We start from the raw sequence: 21,536 nt of genomic DNA, 5'->3' as shown, positions 1-21,536 counted from the left end.
AGAGCGACGGTGCGGGTACCTAGCGTGCAAGACGGGCCGCCGAAAATGCAACGTACATACTGCGAAAGACACGATCGGGTGAGAGTGTCGTCCTGCAAACCACAAGCGATTGCAGGTAGCTAGCCTGGACCGGCACACTGCGCAAGTTCCTTCTCACTGCGTGTCACGGCGGGCGGCCGGCACCGCACCGCGGACACGCCGCGATCTCGCGAACTTGCCCGGAGGCCAGGAGATGTCCACCAGTCACAGCCCGACCGTGCGCAGAAGGCGACTGGCCTCCGAACTACGACGACTGCGTGAGAGCTCCAACCTCACCTGTGAGGAGGTGGCGGCCCATCTCGAATGCTCAGCGGCCAAGGTCAGCCGGATCGAGACCGGCCGCACCGGGGTCAACCCGAGGGACGTGCGCGACATGCTCGTTCTCTACGGCGTCGAGGGCGACCGGCAGAACGCGCTGATCGACCTGGCCCGGATGGCCAAGCTCAAGGGCTGGTGGCACAACTACGGCGACGTGCTCACCGGTGGCTTCGCCGGGATGGAGGCGGAGGCGTCCTCCATCCGCACCTTCGAGTCGCTGGTCGTGCCGGGTCTGCTGCAGACCGAGCGGTACGCGCTGGCGGTCTTCCGCGCGGTGCGGCCCAAGGCCGCGCCCAGCGAGGTCGAGCGCCGGGTCTCCGCCCGGATGGCCCGCCAGGGCCTGCTCTCGGCCGACCACGGGCCCAAGTACTGGGCGGTGCTGGACGAGGGCGCGCTGCGCAGGCGGGTGGGCGACACCGATGTGATGCGGGAACAGCTCGACCGGCTGGTGAAGATGAGCTCGCTGCCGAACGTGGAGATCCAGGTGCTCCCGTTCACCGCGGGCGCGCACGCGGCCTCCGACGGCCCGTTCGTCATCCTCGGCTTCCCCGATCCGCTGGACCCGACCGTGGTCTACGTGGAGAGCCTCACCAGCGCGCTCTACCTGGAGAAGCCGGAGGAGATCCGGTTGTACAGCACCGTTTTCGACCATGTCCGCGCCGCGGCGCTGGGCACCGAGGAGTCGGTGGCCCTGATGGCCGCCATGGCGGAGGAACTGGCATGAGCAGGAGGCAGGCCATCCGGCGCTGCTCTCAGGAATCGCACCATCTGTTATCCGGCAAGGAGCAAGTCATGTTCGCCAGCAACCACACCGAATCGCTGTCCTGGCGGGTCAGCAGCTACAGCGGCGGCGGCAACAACTGCGTCGAGGTCGCTCTACCCGTGACCGCCGCGGCGGTCCGAGACTCCAAGAACCGCGCGGGCGGCGCGCTGGTGTTCAGCCGCGCCCAGTGGCACGGCTTCCTCACCGCGGCCCCTGCCTTGCGCGGGACCGGCGCGTGACCGAGCAACACCCCAGCACCAAGGTCCCGGTCTACGACGACAAGGCGGAGATCAGGGACACGCTCGACTTCTCCGGGGCCCGGTGGCTCTCCAGCGAGGACGACCCGGACGGCACCGGCAAGGTGGAGATCGCCTTCGTCGACGCCGGCGGCGCCACCTTCATCGGGATGCGCAACAGCGCGCAGCCCGAGGGACCCATCCTGGTGTTCACCACCGGTGAGTGGGAGGCGTTCCTGGCCGGGGCCAAGGACGGGGAGTTCACCGAGCCCTGGTGAACAGCGGGTGGAGCGGGGGTGACCAAGCTCGCCCCCGCCACCTGAAACACGGCGGTAACACCGCAGCTAGACTGCGGCTTTCCCGCTCGGGGCACAACGCGGTGACCCGGACCAAGGCAATCCGTCCTCTCAGGAGCGCACCGGTGACCAACCCCAACCGCCCCGTCGTGCTGATCGCGGAGAAGCTCGCCCCCTCGGTGCTCGACGTGCTCGGCGACGATGTCGAGATCCGCCACGTCGACGGCACCGACCGCCCCGCGCTGCTGTCCGCGGTCGCCGACGCCGACGCGCTGCTCGTGCGCTCGGCCACCAAGGTCGACGCCGAGGTCTTCGCCGCCACCAGCAAGCTCAAGGTGGTCGCCAGGGCCGGTGTCGGCCTGGACAACGTCGAGGTGCCCGCCGCCACCGCGCGCGGCGTGATGGTGGTCAACGCGCCCACCTCGAACATCGTCTCCGCCGCCGAGCACGCGGTGGCCCTGCTGCTCGCGGTGGCCCGCAACATCGCCCCCGCCGACGCCAGCCTGCGCAACGGCCAGTGGAAGCGCAGCGCCTACGGCGGCGTGGAGCTCAACGGCAAGACCGTCGGCGTGGTCGGCCTCGGCAAGATCGGCCAGCTGTTCGCCCAGCGGATCGCCGCCTTCGGCACCAACCTGATCGCCTACGACCCGTACGTGGCCCCGGCCCGCGCCGCCCAGCTCGGCATCGAGCTGGTCAGCCTGGAGGAGCTGCTGGAGCGCGCGGACGCGATCTCCATCCACCTGCCCAAGACCCCGGAGACGCTCGGCCTGATCGGCAAGGAGCAGCTGGCCAGGACCAAGAAGGGCGTGCTCATCGTCAACGCCGCCCGCGGCGGGCTGATCGACGAGGCCGCGCTGGCCGACGCCATCCGCGAGGGCCAGGTCGGCGGTGCCGGCATCGACGTCTTCGTCACCGAGCCGTGCACCGAGAGCCCGCTGTTCGAGCTGCCCAAGGCCGTGGTGACCCCGCACCTGGGCGCCTCCACCGCCGAGGCGCAGGACCGCGCGGGCACCGACGTGGCCCGGTCGGTGGTGCTCGCGCTGCGCGGGGACTTCGTGCCGGACGCGGTGAACGTGCAGGGCGGCGGCGTGGTCGGCGAGGAGGTCCGCCCGTACCTGCCGCTGACCCAGAAGCTGGGTGCCGTGCTGGCCGCCTTCGGCGCCAACCGCGCGCCGGTGTCGGTCACCGTGGAGGTGCGCGGCGAACTGTCCACTGAGGACGTCCGGGTGCTGCCGCTGGCCGCGCTGCGCGGGGTGTTCGCGCACCTGGTGGACGAGCAGGTCACCTTCGTCAACGCGCCCAAGCTGGCCGCCGACCTCGGCGTGGACGTGCGCGTGGTCACCGAGTCCGAGAGCGCGAACCACCGCAGCCTGGTCACCGTGCGCACGGTCAGCGCGGACGGCACCGCGCACAGCGTTTCCGGCTCGCTCAGCGGCCGCAACCAGGTGGAGAAGCTGGTCGAGGTCAACGGCCGCAGCTTCGACCTGCGCGCCGAGGGCCACGTGCTGCTGCTGGAGTACCCGGACCGCCCCGGCGTGATGGGCACCGTCGGCACCCTGCTCGGCGAGGCCGGGGTCAACGTGGAGGCCGCGCAGATCTCCCAGACCCGCGACGGCCAGGACGCCACCATGCTGCTCCGGGTGGACCGCCCGGTCGACGCGGGCGTGCTGGAGCCCATCGGCGCCACCGTCGGCGCCCGCACGGTGAAGGCCATCGCCTTCTAACCCGCCCACAACGGCCAACACCCCGTACAACAACGGCCAACACCCCGTACGACAACGGCCAACACGCCGGTCGGGTTCGCGCCCGGGCGCGTGTTGGCCGTTTTGGTACCTGGCGTTGGTCGATATGGGCGGGACCGACGGATGGCCGTGGAGTCCTGGGGGTTCTGGTGGCAGCATTCGGCGTATGTGGATCTCCAGGGGTCGGGATGCTCTCCGGCGCGGGTGATGGCGCCGGGGACTACGCGTGGCTGGCCGAGCTGCCGCTGGGCGCGGCGTTCGCGCTGGCCTTCGTGCGCGGGGTGGACGAGGCCGAGGTGCTGCGCCGGTTCGGGGCCGATCCGGACAGCGCGCGGGCCATGACGCTGGCGGAGATCGACCGGGCGCAGCAGGACGCGCTGCCCGAGTCGCTGCTGCTGGCCGCGGTGACCAAGGTGGGGGACTGGGTGCTGGTGGTGGAGCCCAACGGGTTCCAGTCCACTTTGGACGAAGTGCTCTCGGTGGTCTCGCACGGCGGCGAGGTGCTCTCGGTCTACCGCAACCTGGACGCGGTCGGGCAGATCAGCCACGCGGTGGACGGCGGCCTGCGCACCGCCTTCGACCAGCTGGTGCCGTACCTGCGCTGGGGCAGCCTGCCGGACGCGCTGCTGCCGGTGATGCTCGCCGTCGGGCTGGATCCGGATGGTGGGACCGCGCCCGACCCGGACGCCGCCGCGCTGGCGCTGGCCGAGCGGGTCACCGGGGTCCGGCTGACCCAGGAGATCCTCTCCGGATCGCTGCCGACGGTGGTCCTCTCCGCGCGAGAACCAGAGTGAGCAGGTCGTGTCCGCGGAGCCGCGCCCGCGATAGCCGCGCCGAGGCGGTCGCCTCGATCACGACTCTCGCAGCCGCGGCTCCACGGACACGACCTGACCTCGCGTTCACCCGGACGGGTGGAGTTTCGCCAACTTCCGGCCACGCCCCGCTGGCGGCCGGTTCGGGCCCGGTGAGCCCGGTTAGGCTGCCATCCTCCCGCCCCAGGACGGGACTTCGTCGGTTGAGACGGGCTTTCCACCCTTCGAAACGGCCAAAATCGGGCTCCCTTGACGGGGGAAACCCGATCGGGTGTCCCGCAGTACGGGAGAGATCGGTGGGAAAGCGTGTCCGGACTGCGTTTTCCGGCCCCTCAGCCGGTAACCTGCGCGCAACGGTTTGTCCCTGTAGGTGGGGCAACTAGCCAGGAGGTGTGTGCATGCGGCTCGCGGTGATCCCAGGAGATGGGATCGGCCCCGAGGTGATCGCTGAAGCGCTCAAGGTGCTCGGTGAGGTCCTTCCGACCGCGGAGATCACCCGCTTCGACCTCGGTGCGGCTCGCTGGCACGCCACGGGGGAGCTGTTGCCTGAATCCGTGCTCGGCGAACTGCGCCAGCACGACGCGATCCTGCTCGGCGCGGTGGGCGACCCGTCGGTGCCCAGCGGCATCCTCGAACGAGGGCTGTTGCTGCGCCTGCGGTTCGAGCTCGACCACCACGTCAACCTGCGGCCGGCCCGGCTCTACCCGGGCGTGCGCAGCCCGCTGGCCGACTCGCCAGAGGTCGACATGGTCGTGGTGCGCGAGGGCACCGAGGGCCTGTACGCGGGCAACGGTGGCCTGCTGCGCAAGGACACGGTGCACGAGATCGCCACCGAGGTCAGCATCAACACCCAGTTCGGGGTGAACCGGGTGGTGCGGGACGCCTTCGCCAGGGCATCCAACCGCCCGCGCAAGCACCTGACCCTGGTGCACAAGACCAACGTCCTCACCCACGCCGGCCAGCTGTGGTCGCGGGTGGTGGAGGAGGTCTCCCTGGAGTACCCGGACGTCTCCGTGGCCTACCAGCACGTGGACGCCACCACGATCCACATGGTCACCGACCCCGGCCGGTTCGACGTGATCGTCACCGACAACCTCTTCGGCGACATCATCACCGACCTGGCGGCCGCGGTCACCGGCGGCATCGGCCTGGCGGCCAGCGGCAACCTGGACGTGACCCGGCGCAACCCGAGCATGTTCGAGCCGGTGCACGGCAGCGCCCCGGACATCGCGGGCCAGGGCGTGGCCGACCCGACCGCGGCGGTGCTCTCCGTCGCGCTCATGCTCGACCACCTCGGCGAGACCGAGTCCGCCCGCCGGATCGAGGCCTCCGTGGCCTTCGACCTGGCCACCAGGGACCACGCGGCGCCCGGCGCGACCTACGCGGTCGGCGACCGGCTGGCCGCACTGGTGAGCTCGGGCCAGCGCACCGGAGCCTGACACGACGCAACGGGCCCCGATCGTCCACTTCGGACGGTCGGGGCCCGTTGCCGTGCTGGGGTGAAGCCCCCCGCATTGACGGGCAACACGGGGGGCTTCGGGGTCGTCCGGCGGGCTGGCGGGCCGCACCGGACGACAGGCAGGCCGTCTCGAGTCCTGGGGGTGACCGTCGACGGCCGGGCTAGTGTCCCGAGTCGGAAGTTCGCCAGCGGTCTCGGCGGCCCAGCTTCCCGCTGACCGCACCGCCGGAAGGCCCACGTACAACCCGGTACGAGGGCTTCCCTGCGGCACACCCAGCGGAAACCTGGGCCACCGATACCGCCACCGAACTTCCGACTCGGGACACTAGATCTCGATACCCTTGAACTCCGCCACCCGCGCGGTGATCGCCAGCTCGGTGGGTAGTCGTTCCATCGAGGAGGCGCCGAAGAACCCGGCCACCCCCTCGGTGCGGGAGAGCACGTAGGCCGCGTCCGCGGGCTCGGCGATCGGGCCGCCGTGGCAGAGCACCAGGACCTCCGGGTTCACCGCCACCGCCGCGTCCCGCATGGCCTGCACCCGCTCGACGGCCTCGTCAAGGGAGACCGCGGTGGTGGCCCCGATCGACCCCTTGGTGGTCAGACCCATGTGCGGCACCAGCACATCCGCTCCCGCCGCGGCCATCGCGGCGGCCTGGCCGGGGTCGAAGACGTACGGCGCGGTGAGCAGGTCGCGTTGCGCGGCAAGGCGGATCAGCTCGACCTCCAGGTCGTAGCCCATCCCGGTCTCCTCCAGGTTCGCCCGGAAGTTGCCGTCGATCAGGCCGACCGTGGGGAAGTTCTGCACCCCGGCGAAACCCAGCGCGGCCAGCCGGTCCAGGAAGTGCGGCATGACCCGGAACGGGTCGGTGCCGCAGACACCCGCGAGCACCGGGGTGTGCCGGACCACCGGCAGCACCTCGCCGGCCATCTCCAGCACGATCGCGTTCGCGTCGCCGTAGGGCATCAGCCCGGCCAGCGAGCCCCGGCCGTTCATCCGGTAGCGCCCGGAGTTGTAGATGATCAGTAAGTCCGCGCCACCGGCCTCCGCGCACTTGGCGGAGAGGCCGTTGCCCGCGCCCGCGCCGATGACCGGCCTGCCTCGCTCCACTGTGGACCGCAAGGCGGCCAGGATCTCGCTGCGGCTCATCGGGACGGCCCTCCCGCGAGCGCCGCGTTCCCGGACCGGGCGCCCGCTGTGATCAACTCGTGCAGCCGGTCGGCCATCGCGACGGCGAACTCCGGGTCGTTGATGTGCGCGTCGTGCTCGTGCAGCTCCACGGTGCTGCCCGCGAGCGAGGTGCGCAACACCCCGAACAGCGCGGCGTCGGCGACCCGGTCGTCGAAGGGCCCGCCAGTGGTGTCGATCGCGGACACCCCGCGCAGCGGCACGAACAGCGCGGTCGGCCCGGTGGCCGCGCGCAGCTTGGCCGCCAGCCTGCGGCCCAGCTCCCGGTTCTCCGCGGGCGTGGTCCGCATCAGCGTCACGGTCGCGTTGTGCACGTACAGGTTCCGCTCGGCGAAGCGTTCCGGCACGGTGTCCTTGGGACCGAAGTTGACCATGTCCAGCGCGCCGAGGCTGACCACCTGGGGCAGTCCGGCCCGGCCGGCCGCGGACAGCCGCTGCGGCCCCGCGGAGAGCACCCCGCCGACCAGGTCGTCGGCCAGCTCGGTGGTGGTCAAGTCCAGCACCCCGGCCAGGAGTCCGCTACCGGCCAGGGCTTCCAGTGACTTGCCGCCGGAGCCGGTGGCGTGGAAGACCAGCACCTCGTAGCCCAGCTCGGTCAGCCGGTCCCTGGCCGCGTCCACCGCGGGGGTGGTGACGCCGAACATGGAGGCGGCCACCACCGGCCGGGGCGCCTCGGCCTCCGGGTCGGGGTTGTTCAGCGCGTGCTCGTAGCCCTGGGCCATGCCGGCGATGCCGTTGGCCGCGTTGCGCAGGATCAGCTCGGAGACCGAGTTGAGCCCGGCGATGTCCACGACGCTGTACATCATGGTCACGTCCAGCGCGTCCACGTACGGCGAGGTGTCGCCACTGGCCATGGTGGAGACCAGCAGCTTGGGCACGCCGACCGGCAGCGCGCGCATGGCCGCGCTGGCCACCGCCGACCCGCCGGAGCCGCCCAGCCCGACCACGCCGTGCAGCAGGTTCTGCCGGTGCAGGCAGGTCACGATCGCGGCCACCCCGCGCGCCATCACCGCCAGCGCCGCGCCGCGGTCCCCGGCCGCGCGCAGCTGGGCCAGCTCCGCCCCGGCCGCCGAGGCGACCTCTCTGGAGCTGATGTCCGCGCGGGTCAACGGATCGCCGAGCACACCGGCGTCCACCAGCAGCACCGAGCAGCCGGCTGCGGTGATCCGCTCAGCGAGCCAGGCGTACTCGGCCCCCTTGGTGTCCAGGGTTCCGACCAGCACCACGGTCGCCAAGGCAGGCGGCTCCTTCCAGGGCACAGCAGCGTGAAGTAACGTCGAAAGAGGTCTGAGCGACAACCGAGATGATCATTCCGATACGTTGCGGCCCATCAGATCAGAGACTGCTCCGGTCCGATCGGGCCTGAGCAGGCCAATTCCGCGGAGGTGGACTGCGGGTGTCCGCTCGTCTGGGCAAATCGGCGATCAGCGTCACCCGTCTGGCTGGACTACTCCAGGGCTGGACAGACGAGTCCGGTTCCCTGCACCGCAGGCTCGCCCAGGCGGTCAAGCAACTGGTGGAGAGCGGCGAGCTGCCAGAGGGCACCCGGCTGCCCGCCGAACGGGCGATGGCGGTCGCGCTCGCGGTGAGCCGGTCCACCGTGGTCGCCGCCTACGACGACCTGCGCAGCGCGGGCTGGCTGGCCAGCCGCCGGGGCAGCGGCACCTGGGCGCGGCGGCCCGGCATCGACTACCCGGTGCCCGAGCCGAGAGCGGGCGCGCTCGGCCTCGGCCGCCGCGGCGCGGTGCCCGCCCCGCTCACCGGCGCGCACCTGCCCAACCCGCCGGACACCGTGGACCTGTCCACCGGCGCGCTGCCCGGCCTGCCGATGGTGGCCCAGATCGCGGCCACCCTCGGCGCGGCGGACTACGCAGGGCTGCTGGACCACCACGGCTACTTCGTCGGCGGGCTGCCCGAGCTGCGGGTGGCGCTGGCCGGACAGCTGGCCGCGCGCGGGGTGCCCGCGGCGGCCGAGGACCTGATCGTCACCAGCGGCTCGCAGCAGGCGGTGGACATGCTCGCCCAGGGCCTGCTGCAACCCGGTGATGAGGTGGTGCTGGAGGAGCCCACCTACCGCGGCGCGCTGGAGGCCTTCCGGGCCAGGGGCGCCAAGGTGCTCTCGGTGCCGGTGCGCACCGGGCGGCGCGGGCCCGGCGGGGTGGACATCGAGGTGCTGGAACGGCTGCTGGACTCCCGCCGCCCGAAGCTGCTCTACCTGCTGCCCACCGCGCACAACCCGACCGGGGCCACCCTCGGCCTGGCCGACCGGCTGCGGGTGGTGCGCGCGGCCGCGGCCACCGGGGTCGCGGTGGTGGACGACGGGTCCACTGTGGACACCTCGCTGAGCTGGCCGCCGCCCGCGCCGCTGGCCGCGGTGGCCGCCGAGCACGGCGTGCCGGCCACCGTGTTCTCCGTCGGCTCACTGTCCAAACTGTTCTGGGGCGGGCTGCGGGTCGGCTGGGTGCACGGGCCCAGCGACCAGATCACCAGGCTGAGCCGGGTGAAGAACGCGGCCGACCTGGGCAGCTCAGTGCCCAGCCAGCTGCTCGGGCTGAAGCTGCTGCCGCACAGCGACCACGCGCGGCGGCTGCGGATGGCCCAGCTGGCCGCCGGGCTGGCCGCGGCCGAGGAGGCGGCGCGGGACCACCTGCCCGGCTGGGAGTTCGCCCGGCCGCTGGGCGGCGCGGCGCTGTGGCTGCGCGCGCCGGGCCGGGACGCGGTCGCGCTGGCCGCCCGCGCGCGCAAGTGCGGGGTGCTGGTGGTGCCCGGACCGGCCTACTCCGCGGCGGAGGGACTGCGCGAATGCATGCGGGTCGGTTACTCGCTGTCGCCCGATCGAGTCAGGGAAGGCATCCGGCGGCTGGCCATGGCCACGGAATGAGCTGGGGGTTCCCGGGATCTGGGAGCACTCGTCCGGGTCCTGGATATTTGCCGCCGGGTTGTGGCAGCATCGACGCCGTGACTTCACGGTTCGTGATCATTATTGACGAGCGCGTCGGGTAGTGCCTCTCCAGCACCCGGCGCGCAGACCTCTCGCATTCGCGGGGGGTCTTTTTGTTTGGCCTTCCGACTGTCGAAACCCATAGTGCGACCCGCCACATGGAGCGCCCCGTGACCCGCACCAGCCCGGCCGAGACCCCGCTCGGCGACAGCTTCCACGTCTACGACACGACGCTGCGCGACGGCGCGCAGCGCGAGGGCGTCACCTACTCGGCCACCGACAAGCTCGCGGTGGCCCGGCTGCTGGACTCGCTCGGGGTGGGTTTCATCGAGGGTGGCTGGCCGGGCGCGCTGCCCAAGGACACCGAGTTCTTCGCCCGTGCCGCCGCCGGTGAGCTGGAGCTGCGGCACGCGGCGCTGGTCGCCTTCGGCGCCACCCGGCGGCCGGGCAACCGGGCCGAGTCGGACCCGCAGGTGCGCGCGCTGCTGGACTCCCAGGCCCCGGTGGTCACGCTGGTGGCCAAGTCCGACCGGCGGCACATCGAACGCGCGCTGCGCACCAGCGTGGACGAGGCGGCCGCGATGGTCGCCGACACGGTGTCCTTCCTCACCGGCGAGGGCCGCCGGGTGTTCCTGGACGCCGAGCACTTCTTCGACGGCTACGCCTACGACCCGGACTGCGCGCTGCGCGTGCTCGGCGCCGGGGTCGAGGCCGGGGCCGACGTGGTGGTGCTCTGCGACACCAACGGTGGCCAGCTCCCGCTGGGCATCGCCAAGACCGTCGCCGAGGTGGTGGCGCGGACCGGTTTCCGGGTCGGCATCCACTGCCAGGACGACACCGCCTGCGCTGTGGCCAACAGCGTCGCCGCGGTACAGGCCGGCGCCAGCCACGTGCAGTGCACCGCGAACGGCTACGGGGAACGGGCCGGCAACGCCGACCTGTTCGCCGTGGTGGCGAACCTGGTGACCAAGCTCGACATGCCGGTGCTACCCGCCGCAGCGCTGTCCGAGCTGACCCGCGTTTCCCATGCCCTCGCCGAGATCGCCAACATCGCACCCAACGCCCACCAGGCGTACGTCGGGACTGCGGCATTCGCTCACAAGGCGGGTCTGCACGCGAGCGCGATCAAGGTGGACCCGGATCTGTACAACCACATCGATCCGGTCACCGTCGGCAACGGCATGCGGGTGCTGGTCACCGAGATGGCCGGCCGGGCCAGTATCGAGCTCAAGGGAAAAGAGCTCGGACTGGACCTGGCCGGCCAAGGGGAAGCGGTCACCCGCGCGGTGCGCAAGGTCAAGGACCTGGAGGCCCGTGGCTGGTCCTTCGAGGCCGCGGACGCCTCGCTGGAACTGCTGCTGCGCGGCGAGATGTCCACTTCGGACGGTCCACGTGAGACGGTCTCGCCGCCGTTCACCCTTGACTCCTACCGGGTTGTGCTCGACCACCGCCCGGACGGCGTGGTGATCTCCGAGGCCACGGTGAAGGTGCACGTGTGCGGGGAGCGGGTGATCGCCACCGCGGAGGGCAACGGCCCGGTGCACGCGCTGGACGCCGCGCTGCGCAAGGCGCTGCTGCCGCACCTGCCCTGGCTGGAGTCGGTGGAGCTGATCGACTACAAGGTGCGCATCCTCACCGAGCAGCACGGCACCGACGCGGTGACCAGGGTGCTGGTGGAGTCCTCCGACGGCGAGACCGAGTGGACCACCGTTGGCGTGCACGGCAACATCGTGGAGGCCAGCTGGCTGGCCCTCTGCGACGCGCTGGCGCACAAGTCGATGCGCGTGGAGACCCTGGCCTCACACTGATGGCCTAGCGTTCTGCCTCAAAGGGAGAAGTCGAATCCCGTTGCGGGACAACGACTTCTGCCTCTGCTTAGCATTCGGCCGCGGCCCTGGCAGGGCCGCTGTCGAGCTAGGGGAGGACAGAGTGCGGATCGCACGAATCGCGCCGGTGCTGGCGCTGCTGCTGGGGGTGGTGCTCACCGGCGGCACCGCGCAGGCCGCGCCATCAGGACCGGAAAGACTGGCCAGTCCGGTCGCGCCGGCCACCGCGCAGGGGCCTGGCGCCAAGGAAGCGTTGTACTCCACGACCAACGGCAAGCTGACCTACGACCTCTCGGACGGCAACAACGGCGCGTGCTCGGCCAGCTCGGTCAACAGCCCGAGCGGCCGGGTGGTGCTGACCGCGGCGCACTGCGTGCACCGGCTCGGCCCGCAGCCCTCGAACTTCGTCTACCACCCCGGCTACCAGCGGGGCGACAAGCTGCCCTCCTTCACCGTGGCCCACGTGGTGCCCGCCCCGCAGTGGGCGGAGCGGCGGGACCGCAAGTTCGACTACGCGTTCCTGGTGCTCAACGACCTGCCCGACGGCAGGCGGGTGGCCGAGGTGGCCGGCGCGCACGGACTGATCATCAACACCGCCTACCGCGAGCAGGTGCACGTGGCCGGGTACCCGTGGCGGATCGAGAACGGCGAGGCGCAGTGGCACTGCGCGGGAGTCGCGCTCCGGGACGACGGCAGCAACCGGCACAAGATCACCTGTGACGGCAACGACGGGGCCAGCGGCGGGCCGTGGCTGCGCAACTACCAGCCCAGCGGGCTCGGTGACGTGATCAGCGTGACCAGCTCCAACGTGGAGAAGGTGAACCGGGGGCCGTACCTCGGCCCGGAAGCACGGGATCTCTACAACTCGGTCAAGGACCTGTGAGGGGGAGCCATGCGACTGATCCGACTGGCCATGGGCGCGGCCCTGGTGCTGAGCACGACCCTGACCGGCGGCGCGGCCGCCGCACCGGCCGACGGCGTGGAGCTCGCCGTGCACGAGGCAGGCGGCGGCACCTCGACCGTGCGGGTGCCGGCCGCGCAGCTGTCCTCGATGGCCGCGACCCTGGCCCAGCCCGCGAGACCCGCGCCGGAGGCGGCCGGGGTGTACCGGACCACCAACGGTCACATGTCCGCCTACACCGGGGACGGCAACGTCTCCGAGTGCTCCGCCTCGGTGATCAACAGCCCCAACCGGCGGGTGCTGGTCACCGCGGCGCACTGCCTGTACCGGCACACCGAGAGCAAGCCCTGGATCCAGACCCTGCGGTTCGTGCCCGGACTGCGCCCCGGCCCGACGCAGCCGGAGCGCGAGCCGGTGGGCGGCTGGGCCGGTGCGACCTTCGTGGTGCCCAAGAGCTGGACGCTGATCCCGGAGGTCAAGAGCGAACACCTCAAGTGGGACCTCGGTTTTGTGGTGATGCAGGACCGACGGGACGGCACCCGGCTGGGTGACGCGGTGCCGGGGCACGGTTTGCGTGTCAACGCCCCGTACGGGCAGCCCACCACCGTGGTCGGCTATCCCTTCACCAGCAAGGGGAACCAGGAGTTCTGCGCGGGCGCCGCGACCCGGCAGGCGACCTACGACTGGCACCAGCTGCCTTGCTCGTTCGGGTCGGGGGCCAGCGGCGGTCCCTGGCTGCACGACTACGACGCCAACGGGCTGGGCTACGTCATCGGGGTGAGCCACTCGCTGGACGCCAACGGCAGGGACAACTACTCGGCGCACTTCGGCGACCTCGCGCTGAGCCTCTACAACTACGTCAAGGACCGGTAGCCGGACCGGCAGCGCGCGCCGCACACTCCACACAGGATTGTGCGGCGCGCTCGCTTTCCCGGCCCCGGTTGGTCGACACTGTCCGGATGACGGAGGGCGCGCGCATCCTGGTCGTCGACGACGAGCACTACCTGGCCGACCTGGCCGCCAACGCCTTGCGCCGGGCGGGGTTCCAGGCCGAGGTCGCGGGCACCACTGGCGCGGCGCTGGCCATGGGCCTGAGCCGACGGCCGGACCTGCTGGTGGTCGACCTGCGGCTGTCCAGGGGGCCGGGCGGCCCGGTCGGCGAGGAGCTGGCCCGGTTCGGCTGTGCCGTGCCGGTGCTGTTCCTACTGGGCCGGGAGGACACCCAGGACAAGATCGCCGGGCTGTCCGTGCCCGGCGCGGACTACCTGGGCAAACCGTTCAGCCTCGGTGAGCTGGTGGCCCGCTGCCGCGGGCAGCTGCGGCGCAGCAGCGGGCACGGCTCGCCGCTGCTGTGCTGCGCCGGGCTGGAGCTGGACGAGGACGCGCACCTGGTGCACCGGGACAACACCAGGGTGGACCTGAGCCCCACCGAGTTCCGGCTGCTGCGGCACCTGCTCACCCACCAGAACCGGGTGCTCACCAAGCAGCACATCCTGGACCACGTGTGGGAGTACGACTACGCGGGCGAGGACTCGGTGGTGCCCACCTACATCAGCTACCTCCGCCGCAAGGTCGACGCCCGGCGCGAGCCGATGATCCACACCATCCCGCGCACCGGCTACGTGCTACGTCCCCCGACGGGCGCGGCGGGCTCGTCGTAGGGTTGGGGCGTGCGCATTGCTCGTGTAGCCCACCCCGAGGGCATGGCCTTCGTCTCGATCGAAGGTGACCTGAACGGATCGCCCGAGTCGCTGACCGTGGCGGAGATCGCCGAACACCCCTTCGGCCAGGTCCAGCTGACCGGCCGTCGCTGGCCGCTGGCCGATGTCCGGCTGCTGGCGCCGATGCTGCCCAGCAAGGTGGTCTGCGTCGGCCGCAACTACGCCGACCACGCCAAGGAGATGGGCGGCGAGGCCCCGGCCAGCCCGATCATCTTCCTCAAGCCCTCCACCACGGTGATCGGCCCGAACGTGCCGATCAAGCTGCCGGCCAGCTCCGAGCGGGTGGACTTCGAGGGCGAGCTGGCCGTGGTGATCGGCCGCCCCTGCAAGGACGTGCCTGCCGCGCGGGCCAAGGACGTGGTCCTGGGCTACACCATCGCCAACGACGTGACCGCCCGCGACCAGCAGAAGGCCGACGGCGGTTTTGGCCGGGCCAAGTCCTACGACACCTTCTGCCCGCTCGGCCCCTGGGTGGAGACCACCCTGGACGCGGCCGACGTGGAGATCCGCACCGAGCTCGACGGCGAGCTCAAGCAGGACGGCCACACCGCGCAAATGGTGCACGACGTGCCCGCGCTGATCGAGTTCATCTCGCACATCATGACCCTGCTGCCCGGCGACGTGATCCTCACCGGCACCCCGGCCGGGGTCGGCCCAATGCGTCCTGGCCAGACGGTGTCGGTCACCGTCGAGGGCCTGGGCACGCTGACCAACCCCGTGGCCGCCAGGTAGGGCGCCTCAGCGCCTGGCCGGTCGGCGGGCGAAGGCCGGGGCGTGCTCGGGCAGCGGGCCGATGCCGATCAGGTAGGCCGGGATCCGTTGCAGGCGCGGGAAGCGTTGCAGCAGCCGGATCGGCTTGGGCACGGTGCCACCGGGGTTGATCTGACCGGTCAGCACGCGGCCGAGCAGTCGCTTGTGGATGAACCGCTGCGCGCCCTGGATCACCGCCGTCGGGAACCACCGGCGGCGCCGCACCTTGGCCAGGTCCGCGGTGCTGACCCGGCCCCGGCGCAGCGGGGCGGCGAGCAGCCGGGCGGTGGCCACCGCGTCCTGCACGGCCAGGTTGATGCCGACCCCGGCCACCGGCGACATGGCGTGCGCGGCGTCGCCGATGCACAGCAGGCCGTCGGTGTGCCAGCGGCGCAAGCGGTTCAGCCGGACGTCGAGCAGCTTCACGTCCTCCAGCGAGGTGAGTGAGTCGGTCCGGTCGGCCAGCCAGGGCAGCAGGGCGGCGAACCGGTCCCGGAAGGCCTGCACGCCCTCGGCGCGGACCTGGGCGTCCGAGCCCTTGCGGATCAGGTAGGCGCACTGGAAGTACTCGCCCCGGTCGATGAGCACGCCCGCCTGGCCGGCGCTGAACCGGCCCAGCGCCCCGGCCGGGTCGTCCTCGTGGCGGGGCAGCCGGAACCACCACACGTCCATCGGCACGCCGAACTCCCTCGGCTTCAGCCCGGCCGCGGTCCTGGCCAGGGAGTTGCGGCCGTCGCAGGCCACGGTCAGCCTCGCCCGCAGCTCGCCGGCTGTGCCGCTGTCCCGGTCCCGGTAGCGCACGCCGGTGACCCGGCCGTTCTCCCTGATCAGGCCGGTGACCTCGGTGTTCATCCGCAGCTCGAACCCGGCCTCGCGGCGGCCCGCCTCGGCCATCAGGTCCAGGAAGTCCCACTGCGGCACGAACGCGATGTGCGGGTGCGGGCGCAGGTGGCGCAGGTCGCCGATGGGCACCAGCCCGGTGTCCAGCTGCACCTGCAGCCGGTCCACCAAGCGGTGCGGCACCTTGGCGAACTCCTCGGCCAGGCCCAGTTCGTCCAGCAGCGTCAGCGTGGACGGGTGCACGGTGTCGCCGCGGAAGTCCCGCAGGAAGTCGCCGTGCTTCTCCAGCACCGTCACCCGCACCCCCGCGCGGGCCAGCAGCAGCCCCAGCACCATCCCGGCCGGGCCGCCGCCGATCACGACGCAGTCCCTGGTGTCAGTCATGGTGATCACCCCTCTTTTCAACGCCTGTTGAATAAGCTTAGCTTCCTCCGGGGCGACCGGTTCGTCAACCACCTATCGGATGAGTAACCTCTCCGCCGTGAGTGAGGTCCGCGTTCGCTTCTGTCCTTCCCCCACCGGCACCCCGCACGTGGGGTTGGTCCGCACCGCCCTGTTCAACTGGGCCTACGCCCGTAACCAGGGCGGCAAGCTGGTCTTCCGCATCGAGGACACCGACGCCGCGCGAGACTCCGAGGAGTCCTACGAGGCCCTGCTGGACGCGCTGCGCTGGCTCGGGCTCGACTGGGACGAGGGCCCCGAGGTGGGCGGCCCGCACGCGCCGTACCGGCAGAGCCAGCGCCGGGAGATCTACCGCGAGGTGATCAAGAAGCTGCTTGCCGCCGGTGAGCTGTACGAGTCCTTCTCCACCCCGGAGGAGGTCGAGGCGCGGCACCGCGCGGCCGGGCGCGACCCCAAGCTGGGCTATGACAACTTCGACCGCACGCTCACCGAGGAGCAGAAGGCCGCCTTCCGCGCCGAGGGCCGGGAGCCGGTGCTGCGGCTGCCCATGCCGGATGCGGACATCACCTTCACCGACCTGGTGCGCGGCGAGATCACCTTCCCGGCCGGGTCCATCCCGGACCAGGTGCTGGTGCGCGCCAACGGCGATCCGCTGTACACCCTGGTGAACCCGGTCGACGACGCGCTGATGCGGATCACGCACGTGCTGCGCGGCGAGGACCTGCTGCCGTCCACGCCCCGGCAGATCGCGTTGTACGCGGCGCTGAAGCGGATCGGGGTGGCCGAGGGCACGCCGCGGTTCGGGCACCTGCCGTTCGTCATGGGCGAGGGCAACAAGAAGCTGTCCAAGCGGGATCCGTCCTCGAACCTGTTCCACCACCGGGACCGGGGTTTCCTGCCCGAGGGGCTGCTGAACTACCTGGCGCTGCTCGGCTGGTCCATCGCCGAGGACCGGGACGTGTTCACCATGGCGGAGATGATCGAGGCCTTCGACATCGGCAAGGTCTCGGCCAACCCGGCGCGGTTCGACCTGAAGAAGGCCGAGGCGATCAACGGCAGCCACATGCGGCTGCTGGCGCCGGAGGACTTCCGGGCGCGGCTGGTGCCGTACCTGGTCGCGGCCGGGGTGCTGCCGGCGGAGCCGAGCGCGGAGCAGTTGGAGCTGCTGGCCGGCGCTGCTCCGTTGGTGCAGGAGCGGGTGGGGCTGCTGGGCGAGGCGGCCGGGATGCTGGCGTTCCTGTTCGCGGACGAAGACCGTTTTGAGGTGGAGCCGGAATCCGCGGCCAAGGCGCTGGGCGCGGACGCCGAGCCGGTGCTGCGGGCCTCGGTCGAGGCGCTGGCCGGGGTTTCCGAGTGGCGCACCGAGGCGATCGAGGCCGCGCTCAAGGGCGCGCTGATCGACGGGCTCGGGCTCAAGCCGCGCAAGGCGTTCGCGCCGGTGCGGGTGGCCGTGAGCGGTCGCACAGTGTCACCGCCGCTGTACGAGTCCCTCGAACTGCTGGGCCGGGACCGCTCGCTCGGGCGGCTGGAGCGGGCGCTGGAGGCCGTGCCGACCGCGTCCTGATTACGCAGGATTACTGACTTGACCGTGCCAGCCGGGCAAATGTCACCTCTTCAGCAGAATCGAACACGGCAGGTACGCGTCTAACCTCACCGGGTGACATCCGCCTTGGCGTTCGAACCTGCCTCACAGAAGGTTGGACAAATCCGGGCAGTGTGCTTCGACATCGACGACACACTGGTCGACTATGCGACTTCGGCCCGGCTCGGTTTGGCCGCGTTACTCGGTCACGACAACGGCTGGGCCGCATGGGAACGCGCAACCGAATGCCAGTTGGCCCGCCTCATTGCCGGCGAGATCGACTACGACACCATGCGCAAGGAGCGTTCCCGCACCTTCTTCGCCGATCTCGGTGAGTTCATCTCCGACACCGAGGCAATTGCCCGCGAGGAACGCCGGGTGGCCGCCATGCGCCGCGCCTGGCGGCTCTTCGACGACGCCGGACCCTGCCTGGAGTGGCTGCGCGGGGCCGGGCTCCGGATGGCCGCGATCACGAATGCCAGCGGAGCCCTCCAACGGGTGAAGCTGGCCGACTGCGGGCTGGCCGAGTACTTCGAGGAAGTGGTCATCGCGGGCGAGCTCGGGGTGGCCAAGCCGGACGAAGTGATCTTCCACACGACCTGTGCCGCACTGGGTATCGCGCCGGAACAGGCTGTGCACGTGGGGGACCGGCTTGATCTTGACGCGGTCGGCGCGCGCGATGCCGGGATGTACGGCGTGTGGCTTGATCGGAGTGGGGCGGGGGTCGCGGAGCTGCCCGAGCGGGTGTCGGTGATCGGGGGGCTGGAGGAGCTTCCGGAGCTGTTGGTGTGCGAGCTCGCCGAGGTGCCCGTAGAGGTGCGTTGAGCTGGGCAAAAGGGGGTTGTGGGGGGTCGATTAGGTATTCGCTGGGCTCTTGGTCTAGTATTCATCTCAGCACGGAGGACAGCGACAGAGACCCCCGCGGGGGCCCCTGGAGTTGACCGACAGCTGATGGGGTATGGTGTAATTGGCAGCACAACGGATTCTGGTTCCGTTAGTCTAGGTTCGAGTCCTGGTACCCCAGCAGGAGGAAGCCTAACAATCGGAATCCTCTTAGCTAGGCCCCGTCGTCTAGCGGCCTAGGACGCCGCCCTCTCAAGGCGGTAGCGCGGGTTCAAATCCCGTCGGGGCTACATCGGTGAATGCGGTCTGATCCGGAAGAACTGGATCAGGCCGCTTTCGCATTTTCATCGGGGGGCCGAGCCCCCCGGACCCCCACGGTGCGAGCGGTGCTGAACCAGCGGGGTTGTTTTGGGGCTTTGGTTTGTTTGCATTCGCGTTTGTATTGGCCTCGCCCTTTGGGCTGGCCCTTCGCTAATTGTTCTCCTTCCTCTTGGTGATGGTCGCTTGGTGGCTTGCGGCGTGGGGGCCGCGTCGTGGTCCTGATGCCGGTTTGCAACTTGGGCGTGATGTGGGTCACGGAAGACTTCGGCCCCAGCTGCTAGGGCAGCTGGGGCCTCGTCGTCGTGTTGGCCGTTGTTGGACGGTGTGTTGGCCGTTGTGGGGCGTTCGTGGGTGTTCTGGGGTTGTCTGGCTAGAGGCGGGACTGGAGGGCTTCTGCGGCGGCTAGGAGGTCTGCGGCCCAGCGGGCGCCTGGGCGGCGGCCGATTCGGTCTACTGGGCCGGAGACTGAGACTGCGGCCACTACCTGGCCGGTGCTGTCTCTCACGGGGGCGCTGACGCTGGCTACGCCTGGCTCGCGTTCTGCGACGCTTTGGGCCCAACCCCGGCGTCTTACGTCCAGGAGGGTTCGTTCGCCGTAGACGGCGTCGGCCAGGACTGCGCGTTGGGTTGTTGGGTCGGACCAGGCGGCTAGGACCTTGGCTCCGGAGCCGGCGGTCATGGGGAGTCTGGAGCCGATGGGGACGGTGTCGCGTAGGCCTGCGGGGGGTTCGGCGCTGGCTACGCAGACTCGTTGGGTTCCGTCTCGGCGGTAGAGCTGGACGCTTTCGCCGGTGATGTCGCGGAGTCTGGGGAGGACTGCGCTTGCCGCGTCCAGGAGGGGGTCGGTGACTCCTCCTGCTAGTTCGGCCAGGGCGGTGCCTGGGCGCCAGCGGCCGTCGGGGCCTCTCTGGAGTAGGCGGTGGACTTCCAGGCCTACGGCGAGGCGGTGGGCTGTTGCCCTTGGCAGGCCTGTTCTTTGGCACAGCTCAGCCAGGCCGCAGGGGTCGGTGGCTACTGCGTGCAGTACTGCCACTGCCTTGTCGAGTACTCCGATGCCGCTATGCTGTCCCACGAGCCGATACTAACTTCCCGGTATTTGGGAAGTCCAGGGTTGTTTTCTTACCTCGACGCGGAGGAGCGATGGGACGCACGCTCGCGGAGAAGGTGTGGGACGCGCATGTTGTGCGTCGTGGCAGTGGGGCCGAGCCGGACCTGCTCTACATCGATCTCCACCTGGTGCATGAAGTGACTAGCCCGCAGGCGTTCGACGGTCTGCGGTTGGCGGGGAGGCCGGTGCGGAGGCCGGATCTCACGATCGCGACCGAAGATCACAACGTGCCTACGGTGGACATCGACAAGCCGATCGCGGACCTGGTGTCGCGGACGCAGGTGGACACGCTGCGGAAGAACTGTGCGGAGTTCGGGGTTCGGCTCCATCCCATGGGGGATCTGGAGCAGGGCATCGTGCACGTGGTGGGGCCGCAGTTGGGTCTTACCCAGCCGGGGATGACCGTGGTGTGCGGGGACAGTCACACGTCCACGCACGGGGCCTTTGGGGCGCTTGCTTTTGGGATCGGCACCTCTGAGGTTGAGCACGTGCTTGCCACGCAGACGTTGCCGTTGCGGCCGTTCAAGACCATGGCGATCACGGTGGAGGGGGAGCTCGCGGAGGGGGTCACGGCCAAGGACGTGATCCTGGCGGTGATCGCGCGGATTGGTACCGGTGGGGGGCAGGGGTATGTCCTGGAGTACCGGGGGAGCGCGATCACGGCGTTGTCCATGGAAGCCCGGATGACCGTGTGCAACATGTCGATCGAGGCCGGCGCGCGGGCCGGGATGATCGCGCCGGATGAGACGACGTTCGAGTACCTGAAGGGGCGGCCGCACGCTCCCGAGGGGGCTGACTGGGACGCGGCGGTGGAGTACTGGAAGTCGCTGCGGACTGATGACGACGCGGTTTTCGACGCGGAGATCGTGCTTGACGCGGGCTCGTTGTCGCCGTTCGTGACCTGGGGGACCAACCCGGGGCAGGGGCTGCCGCTGTCGGGGTCGGTGCCGGATCCCGAGCAGATCCTGGACGAGGGTGAGCGGACCAGCGCGGAGAAGGCGTTGGCCTACATGGGGCTGACCGCGGGGCAGCCGCTGCGCGAGATCGGCGTGGACACCGTCTTCCTCGGGTCCTGCACCAACGGGCGGATCGAGGACCTGCGGGCCGCGGCGGCCGTGCTCAAGGGGCGCAAGGTGGCCCAGGGAGTGCGGATGCTGGTGGTGCCGGGGTCGATGCGGGTGCGCGCCCAGGCGGAAGCCGAGGGGCTGCACGAGGTGTTCAACGCGGCGGGCGCCGAATGGCGGCAGGCCGGGTGCTCGATGTGCCTTGGCATGAACCCGGATCAGCTCAAGCCGGGGGAGCGGTCGGCCTCGACCTCCAACCGGAACTTCGAGGGGCGGCAGGGCAAGGGCGGCCGGACGCACCTGGTGTCCCCCTTGGTGGCCGCGGCCACGGCCGTGACCGGACACCTGTCCTCGCCCGCGGATCTGGACTGAGAGGGGTTCTGACA

At 70.7% G+C, this 21,536-nt stretch carries 19 protein-coding genes and 2 tRNA genes; 17 read left to right on the top strand and 4 right to left on the bottom strand.

Features of this window, described 5'->3' with window-relative positions; translation table 11 throughout:
* Window positions 1–232: 232 nt before the first annotated feature.
* The 6 genes from N8J89_RS34390 to N8J89_RS34365 all read left to right on the top strand — a co-directional run bounded on the left by N8J89_RS34390 (window position 233) and on the right by N8J89_RS34365 (window position 5,645).
* Window positions 233–1,081, top strand: coding sequence for a helix-turn-helix domain-containing protein (locus N8J89_RS34390; protein ID WP_283661116.1), 849 nt, complete (start codon window positions 233–235; stop codon window positions 1,079–1,081).
* A gap of 68 nt (window positions 1,082–1,149) precedes the next feature.
* Window positions 1,150–1,359 (top strand): DUF397 domain-containing protein, encoded by a 210-nt coding sequence (locus N8J89_RS34385; protein ID WP_283661115.1) that lies wholly within the window; start codon window positions 1,150–1,152, stop codon window positions 1,357–1,359.
* Window positions 1,356–1,634: a DUF397 domain-containing protein gene (locus N8J89_RS34380; RefSeq protein ID WP_283661114.1), complete on the top strand. Its 279-nt coding sequence runs from the start codon at window positions 1,356–1,358 to the stop codon at window positions 1,632–1,634. The genes N8J89_RS34385 and N8J89_RS34380 overlap by 4 nt, the downstream gene beginning before the upstream one ends.
* Window positions 1,635–1,777: 143 nt before the next feature.
* Complete coding sequence (gene serA, locus N8J89_RS34375) at window positions 1,778–3,376, top strand: phosphoglycerate dehydrogenase (protein WP_283661113.1); 1,599 nt, start codon at window positions 1,778–1,780, stop codon at window positions 3,374–3,376.
* Between the two features lie 206 nt (window positions 3,377–3,582).
* Complete coding sequence (locus tag N8J89_RS34370; RefSeq protein WP_283661112.1) at window positions 3,583–4,188, top strand: DUF6461 domain-containing protein; 606 nt, start codon at window positions 3,583–3,585, stop codon at window positions 4,186–4,188.
* A gap of 416 nt (window positions 4,189–4,604) precedes the next feature.
* Window positions 4,605–5,645: a 3-isopropylmalate dehydrogenase gene (locus tag N8J89_RS34365; protein WP_252484971.1), complete on the top strand. Its 1,041-nt coding sequence runs from the start codon at window positions 4,605–4,607 to the stop codon at window positions 5,643–5,645.
* Window positions 5,646–5,990: 345 nt separating this feature from the next.
* On the opposite strand, the gene N8J89_RS34360 is transcribed toward N8J89_RS34365, so the two are convergent.
* Entirely contained in the window at window positions 5,991–6,812 is an 822-nt protein-coding gene (locus tag N8J89_RS34360; RefSeq protein WP_283661111.1) for a phosphoenolpyruvate hydrolase family protein, read from the bottom strand.
* The gene (locus tag N8J89_RS34355; protein ID WP_283666323.1) at window positions 6,809–8,077 is read right to left on the bottom strand and encodes a Tm-1-like ATP-binding domain-containing protein; all 1,269 of its coding nucleotides are present in this window, start codon (window positions 8,075–8,077) and stop codon (window positions 6,809–6,811) included. Before N8J89_RS34355 ends, N8J89_RS34360 begins: the two co-directional genes overlap by 4 nt.
* A gap of 170 nt (window positions 8,078–8,247) precedes the next feature.
* On the opposite strand from N8J89_RS34355, the gene N8J89_RS34350 reads away from it, so the two are divergent.
* The 6 genes from N8J89_RS34350 to N8J89_RS34325 all read left to right on the top strand — a co-directional run bounded on the left by N8J89_RS34350 (window position 8,248) and on the right by N8J89_RS34325 (window position 14,972).
* Complete coding sequence (locus N8J89_RS34350) at window positions 8,248–9,732, top strand: aminotransferase-like domain-containing protein (protein WP_283661110.1); 1,485 nt, start codon at window positions 8,248–8,250, stop codon at window positions 9,730–9,732.
* Window positions 9,733–9,962: 230 nt separating this feature from the next.
* Window positions 9,963–11,600, top strand: a complete 1,638-nt coding sequence (cimA, locus tag N8J89_RS34345) for a citramalate synthase (RefSeq protein ID WP_283661109.1) — start codon at window positions 9,963–9,965, stop codon at window positions 11,598–11,600.
* 121 nt (window positions 11,601–11,721) lie between these two features.
* Window positions 11,722–12,501: a trypsin-like serine peptidase gene (locus tag N8J89_RS34340; RefSeq protein WP_283661108.1), complete on the top strand. Its 780-nt coding sequence runs from the start codon at window positions 11,722–11,724 to the stop codon at window positions 12,499–12,501.
* 9 nt (window positions 12,502–12,510) lie between these two features.
* Window positions 12,511–13,392, top strand: coding sequence for a trypsin-like serine peptidase (locus N8J89_RS34335; RefSeq protein ID WP_283661107.1), 882 nt, complete (start codon window positions 12,511–12,513; stop codon window positions 13,390–13,392).
* Window positions 13,393–13,478: 86 nt separating this feature from the next.
* Window positions 13,479–14,180: a response regulator transcription factor gene (locus N8J89_RS34330; protein ID WP_283661106.1), complete on the top strand. Its 702-nt coding sequence runs from the start codon at window positions 13,479–13,481 to the stop codon at window positions 14,178–14,180.
* 9 nt (window positions 14,181–14,189) lie between these two features.
* Window positions 14,190–14,972 carry a fumarylacetoacetate hydrolase family protein gene (locus tag N8J89_RS34325; protein WP_283661105.1) on the top strand — a complete coding sequence of 261 codons (783 nt, stop codon included), beginning with the start codon at window positions 14,190–14,192 and terminating at the stop codon, window positions 14,970–14,972.
* 6 nt (window positions 14,973–14,978) lie between these two features.
* On the opposite strand, the gene N8J89_RS34320 is transcribed toward N8J89_RS34325, so the two are convergent.
* Window positions 14,979–16,214: an FAD-dependent oxidoreductase gene (locus tag N8J89_RS34320; RefSeq protein WP_283661104.1), complete on the bottom strand. Its 1,236-nt coding sequence runs from the start codon at window positions 16,212–16,214 to the stop codon at window positions 14,979–14,981.
* Between the two features lie 79 nt (window positions 16,215–16,293).
* On the opposite strand from N8J89_RS34320, the gene gltX reads away from it, so the two are divergent.
* The 4 genes from gltX (at window position 16,294) to N8J89_RS34300 (ending at window position 18,947) form a co-directional block, all read left to right on the top strand.
* Entirely contained in the window at window positions 16,294–17,796 is a 1,503-nt protein-coding gene (gene gltX, locus N8J89_RS34315; RefSeq protein ID WP_283661103.1) for a glutamate--tRNA ligase, read from the top strand.
* Window positions 17,797–17,889: 93 nt separating this feature from the next.
* A complete protein-coding gene (locus N8J89_RS34310; RefSeq protein WP_252484962.1) occupies window positions 17,890–18,639 on the top strand; it encodes an HAD family hydrolase in 750 nt (249 codons plus the stop codon).
* A gap of 127 nt (window positions 18,640–18,766) precedes the next feature.
* Window positions 18,767–18,838, top strand: a tRNA-Gln gene (locus N8J89_RS34305).
* A gap of 36 nt (window positions 18,839–18,874) precedes the next feature.
* Window positions 18,875–18,947 (top strand) — tRNA-Glu (locus tag N8J89_RS34300).
* Between the two features lie 401 nt (window positions 18,948–19,348).
* On the opposite strand, the gene N8J89_RS34295 is transcribed toward N8J89_RS34300, so the two are convergent.
* Complete coding sequence (locus N8J89_RS34295; RefSeq protein WP_185009215.1) at window positions 19,349–20,050, bottom strand: IclR family transcriptional regulator; 702 nt, start codon at window positions 20,048–20,050, stop codon at window positions 19,349–19,351.
* A 68-nt stretch (window positions 20,051–20,118) separates the two neighbouring features.
* Between N8J89_RS34295 and leuC the strand changes: the two genes are divergently transcribed.
* Window positions 20,119–21,522 (top strand): 3-isopropylmalate dehydratase large subunit, encoded by a 1,404-nt coding sequence (gene leuC, locus N8J89_RS34290; RefSeq protein WP_283661102.1) that lies wholly within the window; start codon window positions 20,119–20,121, stop codon window positions 21,520–21,522.
* Window positions 21,523–21,536 lie beyond the last annotated feature (14 nt).

Origin of the sequence: Crossiella sp. CA-258035 (genome assembly GCF_030064675.1) — a bacterium.
Classification (GTDB): Bacteria; Actinomycetota; Actinomycetes; order Mycobacteriales; family Pseudonocardiaceae; genus Crossiella.
The sequence above is the reverse complement of the archived record's forward strand: the minus strand, read 5'-3'. Positions and strand labels throughout refer to the sequence as shown.

What these genes read in the sequence shown, in the direction of transcription:
- N8J89_RS34385 (WP_283661115.1), top strand. Translation starts at nt 1,150, where the DNA reads ATGTTCGCCAGCAACCACACCGAATCGCTGTCCTGGCGGGTCAGCAGC.
- N8J89_RS34390 (WP_283661116.1), top strand. Translation starts at nt 233, where the DNA reads ATGTCCACCAGTCACAGCCCGACCGTGCGCAGAAGGCGACTGGCCTCC.
- N8J89_RS34330 (WP_283661106.1), top strand. Translation starts at nt 13,479, where the DNA reads ATGACGGAGGGCGCGCGCATCCTGGTCGTCGACGACGAGCACTACCTG.
- N8J89_RS34320 (WP_283661104.1), bottom strand. Translation starts at nt 16,214, where the DNA reads ATGACTGACACCAGGGACTGCGTCGTGATCGGCGGCGGCCCGGCCGGG.
- N8J89_RS34335 (WP_283661107.1), top strand. Translation starts at nt 12,511, where the DNA reads ATGCGACTGATCCGACTGGCCATGGGCGCGGCCCTGGTGCTGAGCACG.
- leuC (WP_283661102.1), top strand. Translation starts at nt 20,119, where the DNA reads ATGGGACGCACGCTCGCGGAGAAGGTGTGGGACGCGCATGTTGTGCGT.
- gltX (WP_283661103.1), top strand. Translation starts at nt 16,294, where the DNA reads ATGAGTAACCTCTCCGCCGTGAGTGAGGTCCGCGTTCGCTTCTGTCCT.
- N8J89_RS34360 (WP_283661111.1), bottom strand. Translation starts at nt 6,812, where the DNA reads ATGAGCCGCAGCGAGATCCTGGCCGCCTTGCGGTCCACAGTGGAGCGA.
- N8J89_RS34370 (WP_283661112.1), top strand. Translation starts at nt 3,583, where the DNA reads ATGCTCTCCGGCGCGGGTGATGGCGCCGGGGACTACGCGTGGCTGGCC.
- N8J89_RS34365 (WP_252484971.1), top strand. Translation starts at nt 4,605, where the DNA reads ATGCGGCTCGCGGTGATCCCAGGAGATGGGATCGGCCCCGAGGTGATC.